The organism is Niveispirillum sp. KHB5.9 (genome assembly GCF_048066115.1).
Classification (GTDB): Bacteria; Pseudomonadota; Alphaproteobacteria; order Azospirillales; family Azospirillaceae; genus Niveispirillum.
This window is the reverse complement of the sequence record NZ_JBLTYX010000001.1, coordinates 1,015,119-1,037,910: the sequence shown is the minus strand read 5'-3', so window position 1 is coordinate 1,037,910 and position 22,792 is coordinate 1,015,119. Positions and strand designations below refer to the sequence as shown.

Below are 22,792 nucleotides of genomic sequence, written 5' to 3'. Positions count from 1 at the left end.
TTGCCATGAAGGCTGTCGTCTGTACCGAACATGGCCCGCCCGAAGCCCTGCGCCTGCTGGACCAGCCCGTGCCGGAACCGGGGGCGGGGGAGGTGCGCATCGCCATGCGGGCGGCAGGGGTGAATTTCCCCGACAGCCTGATCATCCAGAACCGCTACCAGATCCAGCCGCCGCTGCCCTTCAGTCCGGGCAGCGAGGTGGCAGGCTTGATCGATGCGGTGGGGCCGGGCGTCACCCGGTTCCAGATCGGTGACCGTGTGGCCGCCATGACCTTCCAGGGCGGCTTCGCCGAACAGGTGGTGGTGCGCCAGGAGCGGGTGCTGGCCATTCCCGATGCCATGCCGTTCGACGTGGCCGCCGGCTTCACCATGGTCTATGGCACGGCCTTTTACGGGCTGAAGCAGCGGGCCGGGTTGAAGGCGGGGGAGACTGTGCTGGTGCTGGGGGCGGCCGGCGGGGTGGGCCTGTGCGCGGTGGAACTGGCCAAGCTGATGGGCGCCCGCGTCATCGCCGCCGCATCGACGGCGGAGAAGCTGGACCTGGCCCGGTCGCTGGGCGCAGATGAGGGCGTGAACTATGCCACCCAGGATCTGAAGCAGGCGGTCAAGGCCCTGACCGGCGATCGCGGCGTCGATGTGGTGCTGGACCCGGTGGGCGACAGGCTGGCCGAGGCGGCGTTCCGCACCCTGGGCTGGAACGGCAGGCACCTGATTGTCGGTTTCGCCGGCGGGCAGATCCCGTCGCTGCCCCTGAATCTGCCTTTGGTCAAGGGATCGGCGGCTATCGGCGTGTTTTGGGGGGCGTTTACCAAGCATGAGCCGGCGGCGCATCTGGAGAATATGGCGACGCTGTTCGACTGGTATGTCCAGGGCAGGCTGCGCCCGCATGTCAGCCGGCGCTTCACCCTGGCCGAGACACCCGACGCCATCCGCTGGGTGATGGACCGCAAGGCCGTGGGCAAAGTGGTGGTGACGGCGGGTTAAGCGCTTATCGCGCCGCCGCCCGCCGGAAGGCCGCCCGCTGGCGGGCCTCGTTCCAATAATCCTGGTCGAACACCGCCTGCATGGCGATGCCGTAGAGTGCGGTACAGATATCCTCCGCCCGCCGTTCTGCCGCCGCGGGTGCCTCGCTCGACGCCGTGAAATGATCGCGCAGCCGTTCGCGCGTGCCGGCCAGCCCCTGGCGATGTTCGGTCAGCAGGCCGGGTTCGAACAAAGCCGCCGTCCAGAAGCACAGCCAGACGATCCAGTGCCGCCGTTGTTGTGGCCCCACGGGCAGCAATTCCTCCACCGCGCGCACGGGATCGGCGGGCAGGCCCGCCAGTGCCTGTTCCCGCAAAGCCACGGCCTGATTGAAATTATACTGGTAGGTCTCCATCAGCACCGCATTCCGGTCACGGAAATAATGGCTGATGACGGTGGTGCTGCAACCAAGGCGCGCCGCGAGGTTGCGGAAGGTGACCGCGTTCAGCCCGCCTTCGACGATCAGGTCGGCCGCGGCGGCGGCGACATCGGTGCGGCGCTGGTCACTGTCCACGGCGACGGGCATCGGCCCTTCCTTCCCCTGTTCTGTGATGCCTGTTCTACCAAGCCGGCAAGGCATGTGGGAAGGGCTGTCCAAAAGTGCCCATCGGTGCAAAAACATATGTTGTACAACACATGTTTTATCTGCATAGTCTGGGGCAGGGAGGAGCGGCCATCCAAGGCCGCCGACAAAGCAGGAGGATGCGATGCAGCCGCACGCCATCCCCGACCATGTGCCGCCGGGCCTGGTACGGGATTTCAGCTATTTCAGATCACCGGGCATGGCCCGCACGCCCAATGGCGATCCGCAGGCCGCCCTCAGCTTCGTGCATTACAGCGGGCCGCCGATCTTCTACGCGCCGGCCAATACCTATGACGGGCGCGGCACCTGGGTCATCACCCGTGCCGACGATCAGCGGCGCATCCTGCAGAACCCGGAAACCTTTTCCAGCAACCGCGGCATCTTCAAGGCCGCGCTGGGGGAGGATCTGCCCATGGTGCCGCTGGAGGTGGACCCGCCCGACCACCAGTCCTATCGCGCCCTGCAGAACCCGCTGCTGTCGCCCAAGCGGGTGGACGCGATGGAAGCCGGGGCCCGCGAACGGGCCGTGCGCCTGATCGAGGGGTTCAAGGCAAAGGGCAGCTGCGAAGTGATGAACGACTTCGCCTTCCCCTTCGCGGTCGGTGTGTTTTTGCAGTTCCTGGGCGTGTCGGACGACCGGCGGGACGAGTTCCTGGGCTGGGCCGACGACCAGTTCCACGGCACGCTGGAAAAGCGGCTGGCCGCCATGCGCACGGTGGTGGATTTCATGCGCGGGCTGCTGGAACAGCGCAAGCGGGAGCCGGCCGATGATTTCGTCGGCTTCCTGTTGCAGGCCAAGGTCAAGGACAGGCCCCTGACCGACAAGGAAATCCTCGGCATCGCCGTGCTGCTGTTCGAGGCAGGGCTGGACACTGTGGCGGCCGCACTCGGTTTCGATCTCTGCCATCTGGCCAAACACCCGGACGACCAGCAACGCCTGCGCGACGACCGCGAGCTGATCAAGCCGGCGGTGGAGGAATTCTTCCGCGCCTATTCCACGGTGCAGATGCTGCGCAAGGCGGTGAAGGATTATGATTTCGACGGCATCCTGATCAAGGCGGGCGACCTCGTCTCCTGTCCCACCATGATCGCCAACCGCGACCCGGCGGAATTCCCCGATCCCGATCGCATCGATCTGGCCCGCGACAATAACCGCCACACCGCCTTCGCCTATGGCCCGCACCGCTGCCTGGGATCGCATCTGGCGCGGCGCGAACTGATCATCGGGCTGGAGGAATTCCTGGCCCGCATCCCGACTTTCCGCATCAAGCCGGGCACAGCACCGCTGACCTATGGCGGGCATGTGTTCGGGATCGAGAATGTCGTGCTGGATTGGGAGGGCTGAGCGATGCGGATCAGCGTCAAGCCGAATACCTGCCAGGGCCATGCCCGCTGCTACGCCCTGGCGCCGGAGATTTTCCAACTGGACGATGCCGGCTATATCCTGCCGGACGATATCGAGGTGCCGGCGGGTCAGGAGGCGCTGGCCCAGCGCGGCGTGCGCTCCTGTCCCGAACGCGCCTTGTTCGTGGCCGACCAGCCCGAGGTGGGGTGAGAGATGGCGAAGGTGCATTTCGTGGCGCCCGACGGCACGCGCGAGACATTGGCCATTCCCGACGGCTGGTCGGCGATGGCAGGGGCGATGGCCGACGGGCTGGACGGTATCCTGGGCGATTGCGGCGGGGCCATGGCGTGCGCCACCTGCCATGTCTATGTCGATCCCGCCTGGGTGGCGGCGCTGCCGCCGCCCACGGATACCGAACTGGCCATGTTGGAAATGGCCATCGATCCCCGTGCCGAAAGCCGGCTGGCCTGCCAGATCCGTATCCAGCCCGCCCTGGACGGGTTGGTGCTGGGCCTGCCGGCGCGGCAGTTCTGATCCCAGGGGGAAATATTATGGACCAGAACCAGACGGACCCCGCCTATCCCAGCCCCGCCACGGGCTGGGTGACGGTGGCGGTGCTGTTCGCGCTTTATATCCTGTCGTTGACCGACCGCTATATCATCGCGCTGCTGGTGGAGCCGATGAAGCGCGATCTGGGGCTGTCCGACTTCCAGATCAGCCTGTTGCAGGGGCCGGCCTTCGCGCTGCTGTTCTGCCTGTGCGCCATCCCGGTGGGTATCGGACTGGACCGGTTCAGCCGGCGGCTGGTGCTGTATGGCGCCATCACGCTGTGGAGCGTGGCGGCCACCGCCTGCGGGCTGGCGCGTGGGTTCGGGGAGCTGTTCGTGGCCCGCGCCGGGGTCGGGGCGGGGCAGTCGGGCTTCGGCACCGGCAGCTATTCCATCATCGGCGATAGTTTCCCACCGCACCGGGTGTCGCTGGCCATGTCGATCTTCGTCATGGGCGGGGTGATGGGGGCGGGCATCGTTTTCCTGCTGGGCGGGCCCATCGTGGCCATGGCCATGGCGGCGGGTCCGGTGGACCTGCCGCTGCTGGGCATCGTGCAGCCCTGGCAGTTCGTGTTCATCGTCACCGGCCTGCCGGGCGTGGTGCTGGCCTTGCTGGTGTTCCTGTTCCGCGAACCGGTGCGGCGCGCGCGGCCCGCCGCCATCGGGTACGGTCCGGCCATCGCCTTCCTGCGCGAGCATAAACGGCTCTATGCGGCGATCTTCCTGGGCTTCGGCACCACCTATGCCGTGACCATCGGGTTTCAGCTGTGGATGCCCACCTATTTCATCCGCATCCATGGCTGGGCCCCGGCGCAGGTGGGTATGGTGCTGGGCATCGCGCAGATTTTGGGGGCGGCGACCCTGCCGCTGCATGGCTGGATGGTCGACCTTCTGTTCAGGCGCGGGCGGCGCGATGCGCATCTGTTCTGGTGCGTGGTGACGGTGCTGCTGGCGGCACCCTGTGCCGTGGCGTCGGTGCTGGTGGATGATGGCTGGGTGGCGGTGGTGCTGTTCACCCTGTACGTGGCCGGTGTCCTGTCCACGGCCAGCATGGGGCCGGCGATTACCCAGGTGGTGACGCCGCCGGCCCTGCGCGGGCGGGTATCGGCGGTCTATGTGCTGATCACCGGCCTGATCGCCATGGCGCTGGGCCCGGCCATGGTCGGGTTCATCACCGACAAGCTGCTGGGGGACGAGCGCCAGGTGGGGCTGTCGCTGCTGTTGACGGTGCCGTTGCTGCTGTTGCCGGCGGTGGGGATGCTGGCCAGCGGGCGGGGCGCGATGCGGCGGCGGCTGGAGGATCAAGACGCCTGATGCACCAGCGCCGAGCCCGCTAACGCCGTCCGCGCCCGGATGATGCAGCCGGTGCCGCGGGAGACGACATGCAGGTCGCGGCGCCCCGGACCGCCCCAGGCCAGGTTGGTGGGGCGGTTCAGCACCGTGCCGGCGGGATCGTGCAGCATTTCCACCAGCGTGCCGGTGGGCGTCAGCATCACCAGCTTGTTGGCGAAGGGCAGGGTGATCCAGAGATTGCCGGCCATATCGAAGGCGAGGCCATCCGGATAGCCAAGTTTGGCCTGCGCTGCCGCGTCCAGCTTCAGGATGTCCTGGAACATGGCGTCGGGTGTCACGTCGCCCAGGACGGGGCCGAAATTCTCCGCCGGTCCCAGGCTGCCATCCTGGCGCCGGGGCAGGCGGACGATGCGGCCGGCGGCCGTCAGCGCGACATAGAGATATTTCTCATCCCGGTCCAGGCAGCAGCCATTGGCGCCGCGCAAGCCGGAGGCCACGGTGCCGGCCTTGCCGTCCGGCGTGACGCGATAGACGAAGCCGGCGGGGATGGTCGTGCCGATGCGGGCCGGTTCCGACCAGGTGCTGTGGGTGCAATAGATGGTGCCGTCGCGGGCCACGGTGGGGAAGTTCGACGCCACCAGCTGCCGCCCTTCCACAGCATCCGCCAGCGTTTCCAGCGTGCCGGTGGTCGGGTCCAGCCGCTGGAGGGAACCGGGCATGTTGCTCAGCAGACCGAAATTGGCCAGGATCACCCGGCCCTGGCGGTCCAGCGCCACGCCATTGGCGCCGGATGGTGCCCCGATGGGGCGGAGCGTGCCGTCGGGTTCGCGGACCAGGATGGCCGACTTGCCATTCGACAGGAACAGGCGTTCGTCGTCGGCGATGGCGATGCCTTCCGCCTTGTCCACACCCGTCACGACGGTTTGGAAATCGGCGGGTGTCAGGGGTTTCGCCTGGGGCTTGGTGGCACAGGCGGGCAAGGACAAGGCAAGGCCGGTCGCACCCAGCGACCGGATCAGGGTACGGCGATGCATGGCGCTTTCTCCCTATTCTACCGGCGCGAAGCCGGCGACGATATGGTCCCCCGCCTGCACGGGCGACAGGCGGGCCCGCATGCCGCACGCGGCCTGTCCGTCACCCACGAACAGACCCGGTACGCGGGCATGGGGGGCGTCGTCGGAACAGAACAGCACGACGGTGAACGGCACTTCCGCCTTGTGGTCGCCGGGCAGCAGGCTGCGGGTGATGGTGGTGAAGCTGTAGACGGTGCCGACGGGCGATACCTTCCGCCATTCCAGCTGCGCTGCCGGATCGCCGGGCACGATCTCCGGCGGGTACCAGACCGGCTCACCCGTGGTTGTGCTGAAAGTCAGGCGCAGTTCGCCCGCCGCCAGCCCCTCATAGAAGGGTTTCAGCAGGTCGCTGTCGAAGCGGGGAGGATGGATCGGGATGCCCATGTCAGCCCCTCGCCAGGATGGTGGTGGAATGGGAGTTGCCGCCCAGGCCGGTGACGGCGCAGAGGCGCGCATCCTTGACCTGGCCCTCGCCGCGATGTCCGCGCAGCTGCCGCACGCCCTCAACCAGCAGGGTGATGCCGGGCAGATAGCCGCCGGCCAGATGGCCGCCGCTGGTATTGATCGGCACGCGCCCGCCGGGCAGGCCATGGCCGTCCAAATAGAAGCGCCCGCCTTCGCCGGTTTCACACAGGCCCAGCATCTCGGTCTGCAACAAGGCGGAGATGCTGAACCCGTCATAGATCTGGGCCAGATCCAGGTCTTTGGCTCCGACCCCGGCCATGGCATAGGCGTCGGCCGCCGATTGCCGGGCGGGATAATCCAGGATGTCGGGTTTCTGCGTGAACACCACCGATTGCGGCCAGCGGTTGGTGTCCATGCCGACGCCGGCCACGGTGACGACCGGATGCGGCATGTCGCGCGCCCGGTCCACGGCGCTGACGATATAGGCGGCCCCGGCATCGGTCATCAGGCAGCAATCGGCCACCCGCAGCGGGGTGGAGATCATCGGCGACTTGCGATAGGCGTCCAAATCCAGCGGCTCCCGCTTCTGCGCCGCCGGGTTCAGCATCGCCCAGCGGCGATAGGTGATGGAAACCGCCGCCAGCTCCTCCTCCGTCAGCCCATGTTCATGGGCGTAACGGTTGGCCATCATGGCGAAATAGGATGCCTGGCCGAAATAGCCCACGGGCATTTCCAGATCGGCCTTCAGCGGCTCGCGCGAATGGAAACCGTACGGCCCGCCGGGCCGTGTGGCCTGGAAGGCGTAGGGGACCAGGACGTGTCTGGCCAGCCCCGCCTCGATCGCCAGCTGGGCAAGGACCAGGGCCTGTCCCGCCGGCGCCGTGCCGCCCACCGTGTCGGTGACGGCGGTGAAGGGGCGGCGTTCCAGGCCCAGCGCGAAGCCGATCTCATCGGCGCTGTGGGTGTTGCGGTTGCAGACGATGCCGTCGATGTCCCGCACCTTCAGGCCGGCATCGGTGATGGCGGCGAAGCAGGCGTCGGTTTCAAGCTTCAGCAGGCTGTGCGGGCTGGAGCGCACCATCGGGGTCTCCGCGACCCCGGTGATGGCGACCTTCGATCCTTGCACGGGGAGGGTCCTCCTGTCGGGGTTACTTCGCGGCCAAAGTTTCGCGGGCGCGCTGGCGGATATAGTGGCGCAGGCCGTCGATTTCGCCATCATTCAGGATGTCGAAATTGGGCATGCCGCGTTCCATCAGGATGCCGTCATGCAGGACGGCGCGGAACGTGTCGGCATCCATGGGCACGCCGGATTTGCGCAGATCGGGGGCGGCACCGCCGGCCACCATGCCGGCGCCATGGCAGATGACGCAGCTGGAATTATAGACGCCGGCGCCGATCTTGGCCTTTTCCGGATCGATGGTGAAGGCGGCATCGTCCACCACGGGGATGTCGGAGCGGTCGGCCGGCGGCAGCTTGGCTTTGCCATCCAGCACGAAGGTCAGCACGCGGCGGCGCTGCTGTTCATAGTCCCAGTTGGGCTTGCCGGCGAAGCTGCTGCGGAAGCCGGTCAGGACGGTGACATATTGCTTGCCGCCGGCTTTATAGGTGATGGCATTGCCCAGGATGCCGTTCTGGGCATCGAAGGACCAGAGCTTGCGGCCATCATTGGCGGCATAGGCGTTGAACTGGCCCTGATTGTCGCCCTGGAACACCAGGTTGCCGGCCGTGGCGATGGTGCCGCCATTCAGCAGGCCGCCCAGTTCCACCCGCCAGGCGGGCTTGGCCTTGGCCACGTCCCAGGCCAGCAGCGCGCTGGTCGGCGGCGGCACCTTGATGTCGGGCGGCGGCGCGCCCAGGCCGGTATTGACGAACATGCCGGGCTTGTACTGCCAGGTGGCGAGGTTGGGCGGATCGACGAAGACGCGCCCACCCTCCATCACCGGGATATAGGCCAGCCCGGTCTTGGAGCTGAAGGACATGGGCTGCACCCCGTGCGCGCCCTGCGGGAACGGATAGACGACGAAGGGCTTGCCGTCGGGGAAGCGGGCTTCCGGGTTGATCACCGGGCGGCCGGTTGCCAGGTCGATCTTTTCCGCCCAGTTGACCTTGGCGAATTTCTCCGCCGACAGCAGCTTGCCGTCGCGCCGGTCCAGCACATAGAAGAAGCCGTTCTTGGGCGCATGGATCAGGACGGGCCGCTTCTGCCCGTCGATGGTCAGCTCGGTCAGCTGGATATCCATGGCATTGTTGTAATCCCAGGTATTGCCGGGATCGGTCTGGTAGTGCCAGACATACGCGCCCGTCGTCGCGTCCAGCGCCACGATGGAGGAGAGGAACAGATTGTCGCCGCCGCCGGGGCTGCGGATCTTCTGGTTCCAGGGCCAGCCATTGCCGGTGCCCAGATAGAGGCGGTTGAATTTCTTGTCATAGGCCATGGCGTGATAGACGGTGCCGCCGCCGCCCAGCTTCCACCATTCGCCGGTCCAGGTCTTGGCGGCCATTTCCATGGCCTTGTTCTCGAACCCCTTGGCGGGATCGCCGGGGACGATATGAAAGCGCCAGGATTTCTTGCCGGTCTTCACATTATAGGCGGTGACATAGCCGCGCACGGGGCTGTAATCGGCCCCGCCGAAGCCGATGACGACATTGTCGCCGGCGATCCAGGGCGGGCCGGTGATATAGCCGCCTTCCGCCTCGTCCAGCGTCTCCACGCTCCATAGCAGCTTGCCGTCCTTGGCGTTGACCGCCAGCAGGCGCCCGTCGCGGGTGCCGGTATAGACGACGCCATCCTTATAGGCGATGCCGCGCACGCCCCAGCCGGCGCGCATGCGGGCCCCGGCATATTTGGCCACTTCCGGATCGTAGGTCCACAGCACCGTGCCAGTGCGCGCGTCCATGGCGTGCAGGATGGAATGGCCGACGGCGAAATAGATCACCCCATCCACGGCCAGCGGTGCCGTATAGCTGTCGAACGTCTCCAGATCATGTGACCAGGCCAGGCCCAGGCGGGCGATGTTCTTGTCGTTGATCTGGGAAAGCGGGCTGAAATGATCCTCGGTGTCGGTGCGGCCGAAGGCGGACCAGTTGGTACCCTCATCGGCGTTGGCGTCCGCCTTGCCGGCAGAGAAGGCCGGCTGGATCGGGGCCAGCCCCAGGGTCAGCGCGCAGGCGCCCACCATCATCCACCGCGCCGGACGATTGAAAAGCCTGCCGAAATCCATGCCGGACATTCTCAACGTTCCTCCTGGTGCATTCGTGTATTTTCTGCACTATTGTGCAACATTCAGCGGGTGTCAAACGAAACCACCCGTGGCGATGACACTATCGACAGCCGTCGGAACAATTCACCAAAATTGCATTGACAGGCAATTTTGTGCATGTTACCCCACAGAAAAATACATAACAGGTAAAAATTGGGAGGGCGACCATGGAGTTTCCACGCCGCCTGCGACAGGGTGTTTCCGTCCTGGCGCTGCTGGGCCTTTTCCTTCCAATGTCGGCCGTCGCCGCCGGTGCCGATACGGCACCGGTCGTCGATACCGACCTGGGCAAGCTGCGCGGCGAGACGTATGGCAAGGGGGGCGTGTTCAAGGGCATTCCCTTCGCCGCCCCGCCCGTCGGCCCCCTGCGCTGGCAGGCTGCCGCACCCGCGGCCCCATGGGATGGTGTGCGTGACGCCACACAGTTCGGCGCCATCTGTACCCAGCCGGTGCGGCCGGGCGCCACCGACGCCCCGGCACAGAGCGAGGATTGCCTGACGCTGAACGTCGCCAGCCCGGACCTGTCGGCATCCAAGAAGCTGCCGGTGCTGGTCTCCATCCATGGCGGCGCCTATTTCGTTGGCTCCAACCGCTACCTGATGGACAAGGGGCTGCCGGCCCTGGTCGATCAGGGCGTGGTGCTGGTGTCGCCCAATTACCGCGTCGGCCGGATGGGCTTCTTCGCCCATCCGGCCCTGGCGGCGGAGGCCAAGGCCGGGGCCAAAGACGGTGTCGTCGGCAATTACTGGCTGTCGGACCTGATCGCGTCGCTGCAATGGGTGAGGCGCAACATCGCCCAGTTCGGTGGCGATCCCGACAATGTCACCATCCTGGGCTGTTCGGCCGGCGGATCGGCGGTCAATGCCCTGACCTCATCGCCGGTGCCGCGCGGGCTGTTCCGCCATGCCTCCATCCATTCCGGCGGCGGCTTCTTCAATGCCACCCGCACCCTGGACGTGGCGCAGCAGCAGGGGTTGGCCTATGCCCAGCGTGTTGGGGTGGAAGGCAGCGATGCCGCCGCCCTGGCCAAACTGCGCGCCCTGACCCCGGCCCAGGTGCTGGAAGGCGACAAGGGGCCGCCGGAATTCGGCGCCATCATCGATGGCAAGCTTTTGAACCGCCAGCTTTCCGCCACCTTCGCGCGGGGCGAGATGGCGCGGGTGCCGATCATCAGCGGATCAACCAGTGACGAGGCCAGCGTCTTCGGTCTGATGGGCTTCGATGCCAAGGTCCTGGATGAACGGTTCGGCATCAAGATGGACAGTCTGAAGCCCGCCTATGGCGCCTTGGATGACAAGGAGATGCTGCGGCAGGTGCAGACGGATTTCATCTTCACCTCTGCCGCCATGGGCATGGCCGGGCTGGCGTCGCGCACCGGGCAGCCCGCCTATGGCTACCATTTCGACTATGTCGCGCAGGACCAGCGCGGCAAGGTCGCGGGCGTGCCGCATTGCGGGGACATGCCTTATATCTTCGCACCGGAAGGCGGCCGCGACGGCAAGCCCCTGCAGGGGAAGGACGCGGAAATTGCCCGCATGATGCAGGGCTATTTCCTGAACTTCATCCGCACGGGCGATCCCAACGGCAGCGGCCTGCCGGCCTGGCCCCGTTTCAAGCTTGAAACCGCGACGCCACTGGTCATCGCGGATCAGACGGCGGGGGTTCCGGGTTTCCGGGCCACCCAGCTGGCACCCTGGTACGCGAAATGGAGTGCCGAGACGGGGGAAACCCTTTCCCGCTGACCCTGGGGTCGGCCGGTTTGGTGCAGAAGGCATTACCACCCACGACCTGCGCGTGGGGTTTGGCCTTGCGCCCTCTCGTCAAGACCCCTGAATGCAGGGGAATGTATCGCCCAGCATAAAATTGCATTGACAGGCAATTTTGGCTGGCGCTTAATTTCCAGAAAAATGCACGACTGTGTAATAAATCCCTGGGGAGGCAAAACAATGAAAGCACGCATCGTCGGCACCCTGCTGGTGAGTGCCAGTTCGGTGTTCCTCGCGGTCCCTGTCATGGCGCAGGACGCACTGGAGGAGATCGTGGTCACCGGCTCGCGCATCACGCGTGATGGCTATACGGCCCCGACCCCGGTGACCGTGGCGCCCGTGGCCGATCTGGTCAAATCGACGCCGTCCAACATTCCCGACGCGCTGAACAAGCTGCCGCAGTTCCAGCTGTCTTCCAGCCCGTCGCGCTCCACCCACAATTTCGCCAACAGCGCTTCGCACGGCAACATCCTGAACCTGCGCGGCGTCGGTGGTAACCGTACGCTGATCCTGTTCGACGGTGCCCGCGTGCCGCCCACGACCTTCCGCGGCGATGTCGACACCAATGTCATCCCCAACATGCTGATCGAGCGTGTGGACGTGGTGACGGCCGGCGCATCGGCCGCCTATGGCTCCGACGCCGTGGCCGGCGTGGTCAATTTCGTGCTGAACCGCAAGTTCAACGGCGCCAAGGTCCAGGCCCAGTACGGCACGTCCGAACAAGGCGACAACGAGACCTACCGCGTGGGTGCGGCGTTTGGCACCGACCTGCTGGATGGCAAGGGCCATTGGCTGTTCAGCGCCGAACAGTTCGACAGCAAGGGCATGCTGCGCAGCGACCGTGACGTCGCCAACCAGGGCTATATCTATGCCGGCAAGAACCCGGGTGCGGGCACGCCGGGCTCCGCCGCCAATCCCTATGTCATCTATAGCGGCGTGAAGCAGAACCAGGCGTCCGACGGCGGCAAGATCCTGTCCGGCCCGCTGGCCAATTACCGGTTCCTGCCCGACGGGTCCATCGTGCCCTTCGTCGACGGCACCGCGACCGGCACCCCGGCCTATTATGTCGGCGGCGATGGCTATCGCATCCCGTCCGACGTCACCACCGTGTCGCCGTTGAAGACGCAGCAGATTTTCCAGCGCTTCGATTATGACGTGGCCCCGGAACTGCGCTTCTACGCCCAGGGTGGCTTCACCCGCAGCGACCTGTCCTACAGCTCGCTGGCCAACAGCTTCGTGGCACCGACATCGGCCACCATCTATCTGGACAACCCGTATCTGAACCTGACCACGGCGCAGCGGGCGCAGCTGACGGCGGCGGGTGCCACCTCGATCAGTGTCGCGTCCTACAGCCCCTATGCGCCAAAGCCGCATACGGAGGAACGTACCGATTATTACAACGCCACCCTGGGCTTCGAGGGCGATATCGGTGCCGATTGGCAGTGGAATGCCGGCTATGTCTATGGCAAGTCCAAGCACTCCATGGACCAGAGCGGCCTGTTCAACTGGCGCAATACCTACGCGGCATTGGACGCGGTGCGCGATGGCAGCGGCAATATCGTCTGTCGTGCCACGCTGGATGCCGATGCGGCCATCCGCCAGCGCTTCGCCGATTGCAAGCCGCTGAACATGATGGGCGAAGGTTCCATGCTGAAGACCCCGGACGGCTATAAATACGCCACCGGCACCTCCAGCTATGACGCCGCCATTTCCCAGCATCTGGTGCAGGCTGCCTTCCAGGGTGTGCTGTTCGACCTGCCGGCCGGTCCGCTGATGGTGGCGGCGGGTGGTGAATACCGCACCCAGAAGCTGAAGTTGAACAGCAATGCCGATCCGGCCCTGCTGGACACGGCGGCGGAGCGCGCGGAATATTTCCGTGGCGTGCGCGGCGTGCCGTCCTCGGCCCTGTTCTACTGGCTGACCAATGTCGGTTCTGCCGATGGCGACGTGAACGTCAAGGAAGGCTTCGCCGAGGTCAATATCCCGGTGCTCAGCGATGTTGCCTTCGCCAAGTCGCTGGACATCAATGCCGCCGGCCGCGTCACCGACTATTCCACCAGCGGCCGGGTGGAAACCTGGAAGCTGGGCGCGACCTGGAAGCCGGTAGATGATTTCCTGCTGCGCGCCACGCGGTCGCGCGACATCCGCGCACCCACCCTGTTCGACCTTTATGCCGGCGACCAATCGGCCATCGGCACCCTGGTCGATCCCGTCAGCGGCGTCACCGCCAACGTGCCGCAGATCAGCGGCGGCAATGCCGGCCTGAAGCCGGAAGAGGCGGACACCTTCTCCTTCGGCGGCGTGCTGTCGCCGTCCGGCCTGCCGGGCTTCAGCCTGTCGGTCGATTATTTCCGCCTGAAGATCAACGGCGCCATCGGCAGCCTGTCGCCCATCCAGATCGTCACCAACTGCCAGGCGTCCGGTGGTTCGGCGCCGGAATGCGCCCTGATCGACCGGCCCAGCGCCACGGCCTTCCCCAACTCCATCCGCGTGGCCCCGGCCAACATCGCCTTCCTGCAGACCAGCGGCATCGATTTCGACGCCACCTACCGCACGGAAGCCGGTCCCGGCGACCTGACCTTCCGCCTGTACGCGTCCTATCTGGACGAATACAAGACGCAGCAATCGGCCACGGCCCCGGTCTATGATTTCTCCGGCTATGGCAGCAGTGCCAACCAGCCGGTGGCCCGGCCGAAATGGCGCGGCACGCTGAACGTCTCCTATGATATCGGCGACTTCAACATCTTCGTCTCCGAGCAATATATCGGCAAATGGGCCCTGGGCAGCCAGGAGCCGAACCAGAACTACAACGGCGCCAAGCAGAGTGCCGTCTGGTACACCGATGCCACCGTCACCTATCGCACCCAGGCGCTCGGCGCCGAAACCGAACTGTTCGTGACCGCGAACAATCTGTTCGATCGCAATCCGCCGCTGGTGCCGGGCACCATTCCCGGTCTGAACCTGCCGACAATCATCTCCCTGTATGACACTGTCGGCCGCGCCTACACCGTTGGTCTGCGCGCCAAGTTCTGATCGGCGAAAGCCGGGACGGGGTATCTCACAGTCTCGGCTCTCCTCCCGGTAACCTGACCCTCCCCGGTGGCCCTGCCACCGGGGTTTTTTCATGCACGCACACCGCGTGGACATGAAAAAACCGCCGTCCCGGTGTCATCCGGAACGGCGGGTTGAACGCGTACCGCTGGCCTCAGCGGAAGTCCTTGAACCCCTTGCCGTCGGCCGCCAGCTGTTCCAGCAGCGGGGCCGGGACCAGGTTGCCGCCATGGGCGGCGGCCAGTTCCCGCAGCCGTTCGGCGATCTTGGGCAACCCCTGCAAATCGGCCCAGAACATCGGCCCACCCCGGTATTTGGGCCAGCCATAGCCCGTGACCCAGACGATATCGATGTCGGACGCGCGGGCGGCGATGCCGTCGGCCAGGATTTTGGCCCCTTCATTGACCATGGAAAGCAGCAACCGGTCCTGGATCTCCGCATCGTCGATCGTGCGCCGCGTGATGCCGTCGCGGGCGGCGACATCGGCGATCACCTGCAGGGCCACGGGCGACAGGGTGGCGTTGCGGTCGGCATCGTAATCGTAATAGCCGCCGCCCGATTTCTGCCCGTGGCGGCCCTGCTCGTTGAGGATTTCGCGGACATTGGCGGATGTGCTGGTGGCACGGTTCCAGCCCACATCCAGCCCGACCAGATCGCGCATGCGGAAATGGCCCATGGCGAAGCCGAAATCATAAAGGATGCGGTCGACATCCGCCGGGCTGGCCCCTTCCAGCACCAGCTGGTCGGCCTGGACATTGCGGGCGGCCAGGATGCGGTTGCCGACAAAGCCATAGCCGTTGCCGACCACGACGCCGATCTTGTCGATGGTGCGCGCCAGCTTCACCGCCGTGGCCAGGACGGGGGCGGCGGTGTCCTTGGTCCGCACGATCTCCAGCAGCCGCATGACATTGGCGGGCGAGAAGAAATGCAGGCCCAGGACGTGATCGGGCCGGCCGGTGGCCGCCGCGATCGCATCCACATCCAGATAGGAGGTGTTGGTGGCCAGGATGGCGCCCGGCTTGGCCACCTTGTCCAGCCGCGCGAAGACGTCCTTTTTGACATCCATCTGTTCGAACACCGCCTCGATCACCAGATCGCAATCACCCAGATCACCCAGGTCCAGGGACCCGGTCAGCAGGCCCATGCGCTTTTCCAACGCCTCTTGTGTCAGCTTGCCCTTGCGGGCGGTGTTTTCATAATTCTTGCGGATGATGGCGATGCCGCGATCCAGCGCCTCCGGCTTCGTCTCCACGATGGTGACGGGCAGGCCGGCATTCAGGAAATTCATGGCGATGCCGCCGCCCATGGTGCCGGCCCCGATGACGCCGACCCTGGCGATGGGCAGGGTCGGTGTGTCGGCGGGCAGGTCATCGACCTTCGCGGCCTGGCGTTCGGCGAAGAACACGTGGCGCAGGGCGGCCGACTGGCTGTCGGCCATCAGCTGGTTGAACAGGGCGCGTTCATTGTCCATGGCCTGATCGAAGGGCAGGGACAGCGCCCCTTCCACGGAGCGGATATTGTATTCCGGCGCCAGATAGCCCCGGAACTTGGCCTCATTGGCGGCGCGGAACCGCTCGAACAGGCCGGGATCGCGCCGCGCCTCCTCCAGCTTCTCATCCAGGTCGCGGACCTTGCGCAAGGCGCGTTTCTCGCTCAGTACCTGGGACGCGAAACTGATGGCGCCCTGGCGCAAGCCGCCTTCCGGTACCAGCGCATGCAGCAGGCCCATCTCATGCGCCTCCCTGGCCGGCACATGGCGGCCGCTGGTCACCAGTTCCAGGGCCTTTTCAACGCCGACGATGCGGGGCAGGCGCTGGGTGCCGCCGGCACCGGGCAGCAGGCCGATATTCACCTCCGGCAAGCCGCATTTGGCCGATGGCACCGCCACCCGGTAATGCGCCACCAGCGCCAGTTCCAGTCCACCGCCGAGCGCGGTGCCATGGATGGCGGCGATCACCGGCTTGGGCGCGTTTTCCACGATCACCTGCAGCTGCCGCAGTGTCGGTTCCACCGGCGGCTTGCCGAATTCGGTGATGTCGGCGCCGGCGAAGAAGGTGCGGCCCTCGCAGATCAGCACCATGGCCATCACGGCCGGATCGGCGACGGCCTGATCGACGGCGGCGGCGATGCCCTGGCGCACGGCGGCGGACAGGGCGTTGACGGGTGGGGAGTTAATGGTGATGACGGCGATGGGGCCGTCAACATCCAGATCGGTGACCTCATTGACCTTCATTGCTGCCTCTGCTGGCTGGCGGGCGGGCTTGGAGGCCGGCGGCGACCGAAGCTTCCTCCCGCGCGCGTTGATGGATGTAATGGCGCAGCCCTTCCAGCTCGCCATCGCTCAATTCGGGGAAGTCGGGCATGCCACGCTCACGCAGCAAGCCGTCATGCAGGACAGTCCTGAAACTGTCGGCGTCGCCGACGATGGGGGACCGCAGCAGATCGGGGGCGGCCCCGCCGGAACGGGCGGCGGGACCGTGGCAGATGGAGCAGCGCTGGGCGTAGGTGGCACGGCCGGCGGTGGCCAGGGTTGGGTCGATCCGGTCGGTTTCGATCAGCGGCAGGGCCACCGGTTCCGGCCGGGGCGGCAGGGTGGCCTTGCCATCCAGGGCAAAGGTCAGCACCCGCCATTGCTGGTCATGATAATTCCATTCCCGGTCCAGCCCGACGGCACCGGGATAGCGGGCACCGGCGATGACGGTAATGTACTGCCTGCCCTTGGCCATATAGGTGATGGGCTGGGCCTGCACCGCTGTTTGCGCGTCGAAGGACCACAGCGTCTTGCCGCTGTCGGCGGCCAGGATATCGAAGCGGCCCAAGGCGCGGCCCTGCATGACCAGATTGCCGGCGGTGGTGGCGGTGGCTCCATTGCGGGCCCCCTTCAGCGGCAGACGCCAGGCCTCCTTCTGCGTCACCGGGTTCCAGGCCAGCAGGGCGCTGGTCGGCGGTGGGGGCTGCATGTTGTCGGGTGGGGCGCCGGTGCCGGTGGACAGGCGCTGGCCGCCGGAATGGCGCCATTGCGACAGGTCGCCCGGCGGGTCGACATAGACCTGCCCGCGTTCCATCACCGGGATATAGACCAGTCCCGTCTTGGGGTTGAAGGACATCGCCTCCACATTGTGGGCCCCGAAGGGGGAGGGGAAGACCAGGGCCGCTTTGCCATCGGGATAGCGGGCGGCCGGGTTTTCCAAGGGGCGGCCGGTTGCCGTATCGATCCGGTCGGCCCAATTGACCTTCACGATCTTCTCCGCCGAGATCAGTTTCCCCGTCTCCCGGTCCAGCACATAGAAGAAGCCGTTCTTGGGCGCATGCATGATGACCGGCCGGCGCTTGCCGTCGATCTCCAGCTCCGCCAGCTCGATATCCATCGAGGAATTATAGTCCCAGGTCTCCCCGGGATTGGTCTGGTAGTGCCAGACATATTCGCCCGTATCGGCATCCAGGGCGATGATGGAACAGAGGAACAGATTGTCGCCGCCGCCGGGGCTGCGGATCTTCTGATTCCAGGGCGACCCGTTGCCCGTGCCGATATAGAGCCGGTTGTATTTGGGGTCGTAGGCCATGGTGTTCCATACCGTGCCGCCGCCACCGTACTTCCACCATTCCCCGGTCCAGGTCTTGGCGGCCATCTCCATGGCCTTGTTCTCGAACCCCTTGGCGGGGTCGCCCGGCACGGTGTGGAAGCGCCAGAGCTGCTTGCCACTCTTCTGGTCGTAGGCGGTGACATAGCCGCGGATGGGCGCGAAATCGGCACCACCATGGCCGATCACCACCTTGCCGTTGAACACCCAGGGCGCACCGGTGACGTAACGTTCGTCATCCTTCTCCACCGTCGTCACGCTCCATTCCGGCTTGCCGGTGCGGGCGTCGATGGCGATCAGACGGCCATCGATGGTGCCGGTGAAGATGCGGCCATTGTCATAGGCGATGCCGCGGATGCCCCAGGCACCGCGCAGCTTCTGCCCCGCCTGCTTCCAGGCTTCCGGATCATAGCGCCACTGTTCCTTGCCCGTGGCGGCATCCATGGCATGGATGACGGCGTGGCCGGCCGCGAAATACAGCACACCGCCCACCGCGATGGGGGCGGTGAAGCTGGACGGTGGCACGTCGATATCATGATACCAGGCCAGCTTCAGGCGGTTGATATTGCCGGCGTTGATCTGGGCCAGCGGGCTGTAATGGTTCTCGTCCGGACCACCATAGCCGGGCCAGTCGGCCCCCGGCGGGGCGGCGCGCAGCGGCATCGCGGCCACGGTCAGCAACAGGGCGGCGGCCAGCAGCGGCCGGCGGAAAGGCATCGACATGGGCTTCTTCCCTGGTGGCCGCCTCTTGGGCGTGGACGGCGTCTGTACTCAATTGCACCTCTTCTCCGTCATCCCGGCGAAAGCCGGGACCCAGGGGCCAAGCGCCCGACCTTTCGGCAGCGTCAATCAACGCAGCTTCGAGGTTTGATCCTGTTGCCCCTTGGTCCCGGCTTTCGCCGGGATGACGAAAAAAGGGGGCGATCTCCTCAAATCCGTTCCGGATCGAACGCCGGCCGTTCCATCTTGAACGCGTCGCTGTTGCGCACGTACCAGCCGCTGCCATGGGTGCGGCCGATCAGTTTCATGGCGGGCGTGTCGACATATTGTTTGGCCGCGTCCAGCACGAACCGGTCCTGGATATGGGTCATCAATATCTCGCCCAGCACGATGGTCTGGCGGCCGATATCGATGGCGGAATGCTTGCGGCATTCGAAGCTGACGGGGCTGCTGGCGATGCGCGGTGGCTTGACCAGGACGCTGTCGGCCGTCTCCACCCCGGCATAGAGGATTTCATCAACTTCGGCCGGGGCATCGACGCTGCACTGGACCATGCGGTCGGCATCATCCTCGCACACTAGGTTCACCACATATTCGCCGGTCTCCACGATGTTGCGGGCCGTGTCCTTCATCAGGCCGGTGACGGGATGCTTCAAAAGGCCCAGGACCAGCAGCGGCGGATCATCGCCCACGGCGTTGAAGAAGCTGTAGGGGGCGGCATTGCGCACCCCGTCGCGCGAGATGGTGGTGACCCAGGCGATGGGGCGCGGCGTCACCGTGGAATTCAGGATCTTGTAGCGCGCCAGAAGCGGCAGGCTGCGCATGTCGAACTGCATGGGAAAAGCCTTTCCGGCAGGGGAGGTCAGTCTTGCTTGGCGGCGTTGGCGGCGGCGCGCTTGGCGGCGAAGGCCTCGCGTGCCTGGCGCAGCTCCGGCCCGTCCTGCAAACGGGCGCAATAGACCAGTTCCATGGCGTGGCTGGTCTCCAGGTCGCCTGTCTGTGCGCCGTGCAGCAGCCGCTTGGTCAGCTCCACCGCATGGCGGTTGCCCTGGCCGATACCGGCGGCGAACGCCAGCGCCTCCGCCACCACCGTACCGGCGGGGCAGATGCGGCTGACCAGCCCCACCGATGCGGCTTCGGCCACCGGCATGGACCGGGCGGAAAAGATCAGTTCGGCGGCACGGTAGCGGCCCAGCTGCTGGGTCAGGAACCAGGCGGCCCCGCCATCGGGCGTCAGGCCGTAATTGACGAAGGGGGCACCGAAGGCGGCATTGTCGGCGGCGAACACCATGTCGCAGGCCAGCACCAGGCTCCAGCCGATGCCATAGGCCCCGCCTTCCACGGCGGCGATCACCGGTACGGGAAGGCGGCGCAGGCGGGCGATGATGCGCTGGCCCCATTCCAGCCGGGCGGCGGTGGCCAGCGCCCCGTCACCCCGGTTGGGCGGCACCTTCAGATCGCCGCCGAAGGAGAAATAATCCCCGGCCCCGGTCAGGACGATGGCACGGGGTGGCGTTTCCCGCTCCACCTGGTCCAGCAGGGCGGAGAAGCCTTCCCACATCTCGAAGGAGACGGCGTTGCGGGCTTCCGGCCGGTTCAGGGTGACATGCAGGACGCCGTCCGGCCTGCTTTCCGCCAGCAGCCGCGAGGTGCCGGTCTGAAGGGTCTTCGCCTGTTCTGTCATGGCATTCCGCTGGATCGAGGGGACGGATAGCGGCCGCACATGCCGTGCAGCCTCCGTCGGGTCCAGCGGACTATATCATGTCTAATATTGCAGTGAAGGTTAAAATTAAGAGCACATCACCCCTCGTCGGCCAAAGCCGCCTCCGCCGCCGGCAGCGGGGCGGTGGGTGTGGACGACGATGTCGCGGCGAACGGCAGCCGGCCTTCCAGGATATCGTCCAGGACCGTTTCGATCTCCTTGCGCGCCGCCCCGCGCGTCGCCCCGGACATCAGCGTCAGGCAGGTGGTCAGCAGATGCGGGATCACCGCGTCATCGGCGATATGGCCCCGGCACCAGTCATAGATGATGGCATATTCGAAACGCACCACATCATCGGCCAGCCGTTGCGCGTCGATCCAGGGCTGCAGCTGGCGCCGCGCCTTCAGCGCCTCGATCCATTGCAGGTTGGGGGTGACGGCCATGGAATGCATGGTCGTCCAGATGTCGCTGTCGGCATCCAGGCTGAAATAGATCGACATGATCGCGCTGATGTAATTGCGGATCTGCCGGTTGCGCTGGATCACGAACACCATGCGTTCGACATTGCGCTGAAGCGTGCCAGCCGGGCTGGAATAGGGCAGGCGGGAGATGTAGCGCTCGAAATATTCATGGATCGCCATGGCGATCATGCGTTCCTTGGTCTGGAACGCGTTGTACAGCGTGCGCTTGGACACGTCGGCGCGCTTGCAGATCTCATCCATGCTGAAGCCGATCAGGCCGCGTTCCGCGATCAGCTTGCGGGTTTCCTCCAGGATGCGGCGGCGGCGCGCATGGATGGCGGGGCTGGAATAGACCAGGACCTTTTCCGGTTCGATCCGCGACACGTGAGCCTTACTCCTTAACCAAACTGTCCGCTGCCTTTCCCTGAACATAGGGAATGCTTCATCTATATGACAACATTGCACGTCTGTAAAAGTTTGGATGAGGGTCCGGGGCGGGACATTCTGCGGCGGGCGGCGCGGACTTGCTGGCATATCGCTGCATCGCGAAGGGGCCTGTCGTGCCGTCCCGCATGTCCGTCACGTCCAACATAATAACCTACGATGCAATTTTTGTCGTGCAAACGCCATCCGGCTGAATTAAGGTCGAAGGCATCAGAAGCGATAAAGGTCCGTGGCTTGGCAACGACGAGGCCCCCGTTGGCGGGGCCGGCGGCACGGATGGCGGCATCGCCGGAACCACGCCCTCACGGGGGCGGTAACGGAACAGTTGGCTGAAATGGCAGACGATGTGGAGCAGGGGTTCAGAGCTGAAGTCGCCGAATGGCTGAAGGCCAATTTTCCGGTTTCACTCGCCTATAAGAACCCGCAGCCCTATCACAATGATGGCGCGCTGGCCGACGCCGATGCGGATTTCCAGCTTTGGCTGCGTCGAATCGCGGACAAGGGCTGGGGGGCCGTGACCTGGGCCCCGGAATATGGTGGTGCGGGCTTGTCCCGTGCGTATGAGGCGGTGATCAATCAGGAAATGGCGCGCATCGGCGCCTTCAACCCCAATCGCAGCTACGGCATGATGATGCTGGGGCCGACCCTGCTGGAATATGCCGACGAGGAACAGAAGCTGCGGTTTCTGCCCGGCATCGCCAAGGGGACTGTCCGCTGGTGCCAGGGCTTTTCCGAACCCGGTGCCGGGTCCGACCTGGCGTCGTTGCAGACCAAATGCATCGACCAGGGTGATCATTGGCTGGTCAATGGCCAGAAGATCTGGACCTCGGGCGCCAACCATGCCCATTGGTGCTTCTGTCTGGTGCGCACCGATAACAGCCGCAAGCAGGCGGGCATCAGCTTCCTGTTGATCGACATGTCCAGTCCGGGGGTGGAGGCGCGGCCGATCACCCTGATCTCCGGCACCACGCATTTCGCCGAGGTGTTCCTGACCGATGTGCAGGTACCGAAGGAGAATGTCGTGGGCGGCGTCAACCAGGGCTGGGCCGTCGCCAAGCGCCTGCTGCAGTTCGAACGCGACAGCTTGGCCGGCAACCGGGCGGAAGCGCCCAGCCTGGCGCCGCTGGCCAAGCGCTATGTCGGGGAGGATGCGGACGGCCGCATCGCCGATCCCGACCTGCGCCGCCGGCTGATCCTGAATTCCATGCGCTCGCGCGCCTATTCCCAGACCTTCCAGCGTGCGGCCAGGGAGGCGAAGGCCGGCACCGGTACGTCGCCCGCCCTGTCGGCGGTGAAGAACCTGGGGTCGGACGTGTCGCAGGAACGCGGCGAACTGATCGTGGAGATCATGGGCAATCGCGGCCTGGGCTGGGAGGGCCCGGGGTACGAGGTTGACGAGCTGGAGGCCACGCGGGCCTGGCTGCACGGCAAGGCCTATTCGATCTATGGCGGCAGCTTCGAGATCCAGAACAACATCACGGCGAAGCGGGTTCTGAACCTGCCCGATTACCAATAACAAAGAACACCAGGAGGAGGGG

At 65.6% G+C, this 22,792-nt stretch carries 18 protein-coding genes; 8 read left to right on the top strand and 10 right to left on the bottom strand.

Features of this window, described 5'->3' with window-relative positions; all coding sequences use genetic code 11:
• Nucleotides 1–5: 5 nt before the first annotated feature.
• Complete coding sequence (locus ACM9HJ_RS04220; RefSeq protein WP_416570437.1) at nucleotides 6–983, top strand: NADPH:quinone oxidoreductase family protein; 978 nt, start codon at nucleotides 6–8, stop codon at nucleotides 981–983.
• Nucleotides 984–987: 4 nt separating this feature from the next.
• On the opposite strand, the gene ACM9HJ_RS04215 is transcribed toward ACM9HJ_RS04220, so the two are convergent.
• Nucleotides 988–1,548 carry a TetR/AcrR family transcriptional regulator gene (locus ACM9HJ_RS04215; protein WP_416570436.1) on the bottom strand — a complete coding sequence of 187 codons (561 nt, stop codon included), beginning with the start codon at nucleotides 1,546–1,548 and terminating at the stop codon, nucleotides 988–990.
• Between the two features lie 181 nt (nucleotides 1,549–1,729).
• Here ACM9HJ_RS04215 and ACM9HJ_RS04210 point away from each other — a divergent pair, with 181 nt between their 5' ends.
• The 4 genes from ACM9HJ_RS04210 to ACM9HJ_RS04195 are packed head-to-tail and all read left to right on the top strand — an operon-like array spanning nucleotide 1,730 to nucleotide 4,812.
• Nucleotides 1,730–2,950, top strand: a complete 1,221-nt coding sequence (locus tag ACM9HJ_RS04210) for a cytochrome P450 (RefSeq protein WP_416570435.1) — start codon at nucleotides 1,730–1,732, stop codon at nucleotides 2,948–2,950.
• Nucleotides 2,951–2,953: 3 nt separating this feature from the next.
• Entirely contained in the window at nucleotides 2,954–3,160 is a 207-nt protein-coding gene (locus ACM9HJ_RS04205) for a ferredoxin (protein WP_416570434.1), read from the top strand.
• 3 nt (nucleotides 3,161–3,163) lie between these two features.
• Nucleotides 3,164–3,484: a 2Fe-2S iron-sulfur cluster-binding protein gene (locus tag ACM9HJ_RS04200; protein ID WP_416570433.1), complete on the top strand. Its 321-nt coding sequence runs from the start codon at nucleotides 3,164–3,166 to the stop codon at nucleotides 3,482–3,484.
• A gap of 17 nt (nucleotides 3,485–3,501) precedes the next feature.
• Complete coding sequence (locus ACM9HJ_RS04195; RefSeq protein ID WP_416570432.1) at nucleotides 3,502–4,812, top strand: MFS transporter; 1,311 nt, start codon at nucleotides 3,502–3,504, stop codon at nucleotides 4,810–4,812.
• Here the strand turns inward: ACM9HJ_RS04195 and ACM9HJ_RS04190 are convergent.
• Genes ACM9HJ_RS04190 through ACM9HJ_RS04175 form a run of 4 tightly spaced genes read right to left on the bottom strand, consistent with a single transcriptional unit; the run spans nucleotide 4,800 to nucleotide 9,499 of the window.
• Nucleotides 4,800–5,825, bottom strand: coding sequence for an SMP-30/gluconolactonase/LRE family protein (locus tag ACM9HJ_RS04190; RefSeq protein WP_416570431.1), 1,026 nt, complete (start codon nucleotides 5,823–5,825; stop codon nucleotides 4,800–4,802). The genes ACM9HJ_RS04195 and ACM9HJ_RS04190 overlap by 13 nt on opposite strands.
• 12 nt (nucleotides 5,826–5,837) lie before the next feature.
• Nucleotides 5,838–6,248, bottom strand: a complete 411-nt coding sequence (locus tag ACM9HJ_RS04185; protein ID WP_416570430.1) for a Zn-ribbon domain-containing OB-fold protein — start codon at nucleotides 6,246–6,248, stop codon at nucleotides 5,838–5,840.
• 1 nt (nucleotide 6,249) lies between these two features.
• Nucleotides 6,250–7,395: a thiolase family protein gene (locus ACM9HJ_RS04180; RefSeq protein WP_416570429.1), complete on the bottom strand. Its 1,146-nt coding sequence runs from the start codon at nucleotides 7,393–7,395 to the stop codon at nucleotides 6,250–6,252.
• Nucleotides 7,396–7,417: 22 nt separating this feature from the next.
• The gene (locus ACM9HJ_RS04175) at nucleotides 7,418–9,499 is read right to left on the bottom strand and encodes a PQQ-dependent dehydrogenase, methanol/ethanol family (protein WP_416570428.1); all 2,082 of its coding nucleotides are present in this window, start codon (nucleotides 9,497–9,499) and stop codon (nucleotides 7,418–7,420) included.
• Nucleotides 9,500–9,696: 197 nt separating this feature from the next.
• Here ACM9HJ_RS04175 and ACM9HJ_RS04170 point away from each other — a divergent pair, with 197 nt between their 5' ends.
• Together ACM9HJ_RS04170 and ACM9HJ_RS04165 are read left to right on the top strand one after the other, a co-directional pair.
• Nucleotides 9,697–11,271: a carboxylesterase/lipase family protein gene (locus ACM9HJ_RS04170; protein WP_416570427.1), complete on the top strand. Its 1,575-nt coding sequence runs from the start codon at nucleotides 9,697–9,699 to the stop codon at nucleotides 11,269–11,271.
• Between the two features lie 204 nt (nucleotides 11,272–11,475).
• Complete coding sequence (locus ACM9HJ_RS04165; RefSeq protein ID WP_416570426.1) at nucleotides 11,476–14,328, top strand: TonB-dependent receptor plug domain-containing protein; 2,853 nt, start codon at nucleotides 11,476–11,478, stop codon at nucleotides 14,326–14,328.
• A gap of 172 nt (nucleotides 14,329–14,500) precedes the next feature.
• Here ACM9HJ_RS04165 and ACM9HJ_RS04160 read toward each other — a convergent pair whose 3' ends face one another.
• The 5 genes from ACM9HJ_RS04160 to ACM9HJ_RS04140 form a co-directional block, all read right to left on the bottom strand.
• A complete protein-coding gene (locus tag ACM9HJ_RS04160) occupies nucleotides 14,501–16,579 on the bottom strand; it encodes a 3-hydroxyacyl-CoA dehydrogenase NAD-binding domain-containing protein (RefSeq protein WP_416570425.1) in 2,079 nt (692 codons plus the stop codon).
• A complete protein-coding gene (locus tag ACM9HJ_RS04155; protein WP_416570424.1) occupies nucleotides 16,566–18,650 on the bottom strand; it encodes a PQQ-dependent dehydrogenase, methanol/ethanol family in 2,085 nt (694 codons plus the stop codon). The genes ACM9HJ_RS04160 and ACM9HJ_RS04155 overlap by 14 nt, the downstream gene beginning before the upstream one ends.
• 206 nt (nucleotides 18,651–18,856) lie before the next feature.
• On the bottom strand, nucleotides 18,857–19,483 hold the full coding sequence (locus ACM9HJ_RS04150; protein WP_416570423.1) for a flavin reductase family protein: 627 nt from the start codon (nucleotides 19,481–19,483) through the stop codon (nucleotides 18,857–18,859).
• Between the two features lie 26 nt (nucleotides 19,484–19,509).
• Nucleotides 19,510–20,331: an enoyl-CoA hydratase/isomerase family protein gene (locus tag ACM9HJ_RS04145; protein ID WP_416570422.1), complete on the bottom strand. Its 822-nt coding sequence runs from the start codon at nucleotides 20,329–20,331 to the stop codon at nucleotides 19,510–19,512.
• A gap of 116 nt (nucleotides 20,332–20,447) precedes the next feature.
• Entirely contained in the window at nucleotides 20,448–21,194 is a 747-nt protein-coding gene (locus tag ACM9HJ_RS04140) for a TetR/AcrR family transcriptional regulator (RefSeq protein WP_416570421.1), read from the bottom strand.
• Nucleotides 21,195–21,588: 394 nt separating this feature from the next.
• On the opposite strand from ACM9HJ_RS04140, the gene ACM9HJ_RS04135 reads away from it, so the two are divergent.
• Nucleotides 21,589–22,770: an acyl-CoA dehydrogenase family protein gene (locus tag ACM9HJ_RS04135; protein ID WP_416570420.1), complete on the top strand. Its 1,182-nt coding sequence runs from the start codon at nucleotides 21,589–21,591 to the stop codon at nucleotides 22,768–22,770.
• Nucleotides 22,771–22,792: the final 22 nt, after the last annotated feature.

Bases quoted from the DNA above. Each gene is read 5' to 3' on its own strand.
- ACM9HJ_RS04220 (WP_416570437.1), top strand. From the start codon at position 6: ATGAAGGCTGTCGTCTGTACCGAACATGGCCCGCCCGAAGCCCTGCGC.
- ACM9HJ_RS04215 (WP_416570436.1), bottom strand. From the start codon at position 1,548: ATGCCCGTCGCCGTGGACAGTGACCAGCGCCGCACCGATGTCGCCGCC.
- ACM9HJ_RS04210 (WP_416570435.1), top strand. From the start codon at position 1,730: ATGCAGCCGCACGCCATCCCCGACCATGTGCCGCCGGGCCTGGTACGG.
- ACM9HJ_RS04205 (WP_416570434.1), top strand. From the start codon at position 2,954: ATGCGGATCAGCGTCAAGCCGAATACCTGCCAGGGCCATGCCCGCTGC.
- ACM9HJ_RS04200 (WP_416570433.1), top strand. From the start codon at position 3,164: ATGGCGAAGGTGCATTTCGTGGCGCCCGACGGCACGCGCGAGACATTG.
- ACM9HJ_RS04195 (WP_416570432.1), top strand. From the start codon at position 3,502: ATGGACCAGAACCAGACGGACCCCGCCTATCCCAGCCCCGCCACGGGC.
- ACM9HJ_RS04190 (WP_416570431.1), bottom strand. From the start codon at position 5,825: ATGCATCGCCGTACCCTGATCCGGTCGCTGGGTGCGACCGGCCTTGCC.
- ACM9HJ_RS04185 (WP_416570430.1), bottom strand. From the start codon at position 6,248: ATGGGCATCCCGATCCATCCTCCCCGCTTCGACAGCGACCTGCTGAAA.
- ACM9HJ_RS04175 (WP_416570428.1), bottom strand. From the start codon at position 9,499: ATGTCCGGCATGGATTTCGGCAGGCTTTTCAATCGTCCGGCGCGGTGG.
- ACM9HJ_RS04170 (WP_416570427.1), top strand. From the start codon at position 9,697: ATGGAGTTTCCACGCCGCCTGCGACAGGGTGTTTCCGTCCTGGCGCTG.
- ACM9HJ_RS04165 (WP_416570426.1), top strand. From the start codon at position 11,476: ATGAAAGCACGCATCGTCGGCACCCTGCTGGTGAGTGCCAGTTCGGTG.
- ACM9HJ_RS04160 (WP_416570425.1), bottom strand. From the start codon at position 16,579: ATGAAGGTCAATGAGGTCACCGATCTGGATGTTGACGGCCCCATCGCC.
- ACM9HJ_RS04155 (WP_416570424.1), bottom strand. From the start codon at position 18,650: ATGTCGATGCCTTTCCGCCGGCCGCTGCTGGCCGCCGCCCTGTTGCTG.
- ACM9HJ_RS04150 (WP_416570423.1), bottom strand. From the start codon at position 19,483: ATGCAGTTCGACATGCGCAGCCTGCCGCTTCTGGCGCGCTACAAGATC.
- ACM9HJ_RS04145 (WP_416570422.1), bottom strand. From the start codon at position 20,331: ATGACAGAACAGGCGAAGACCCTTCAGACCGGCACCTCGCGGCTGCTG.
- ACM9HJ_RS04135 (WP_416570420.1), top strand. From the start codon at position 21,589: ATGGCAGACGATGTGGAGCAGGGGTTCAGAGCTGAAGTCGCCGAATGG.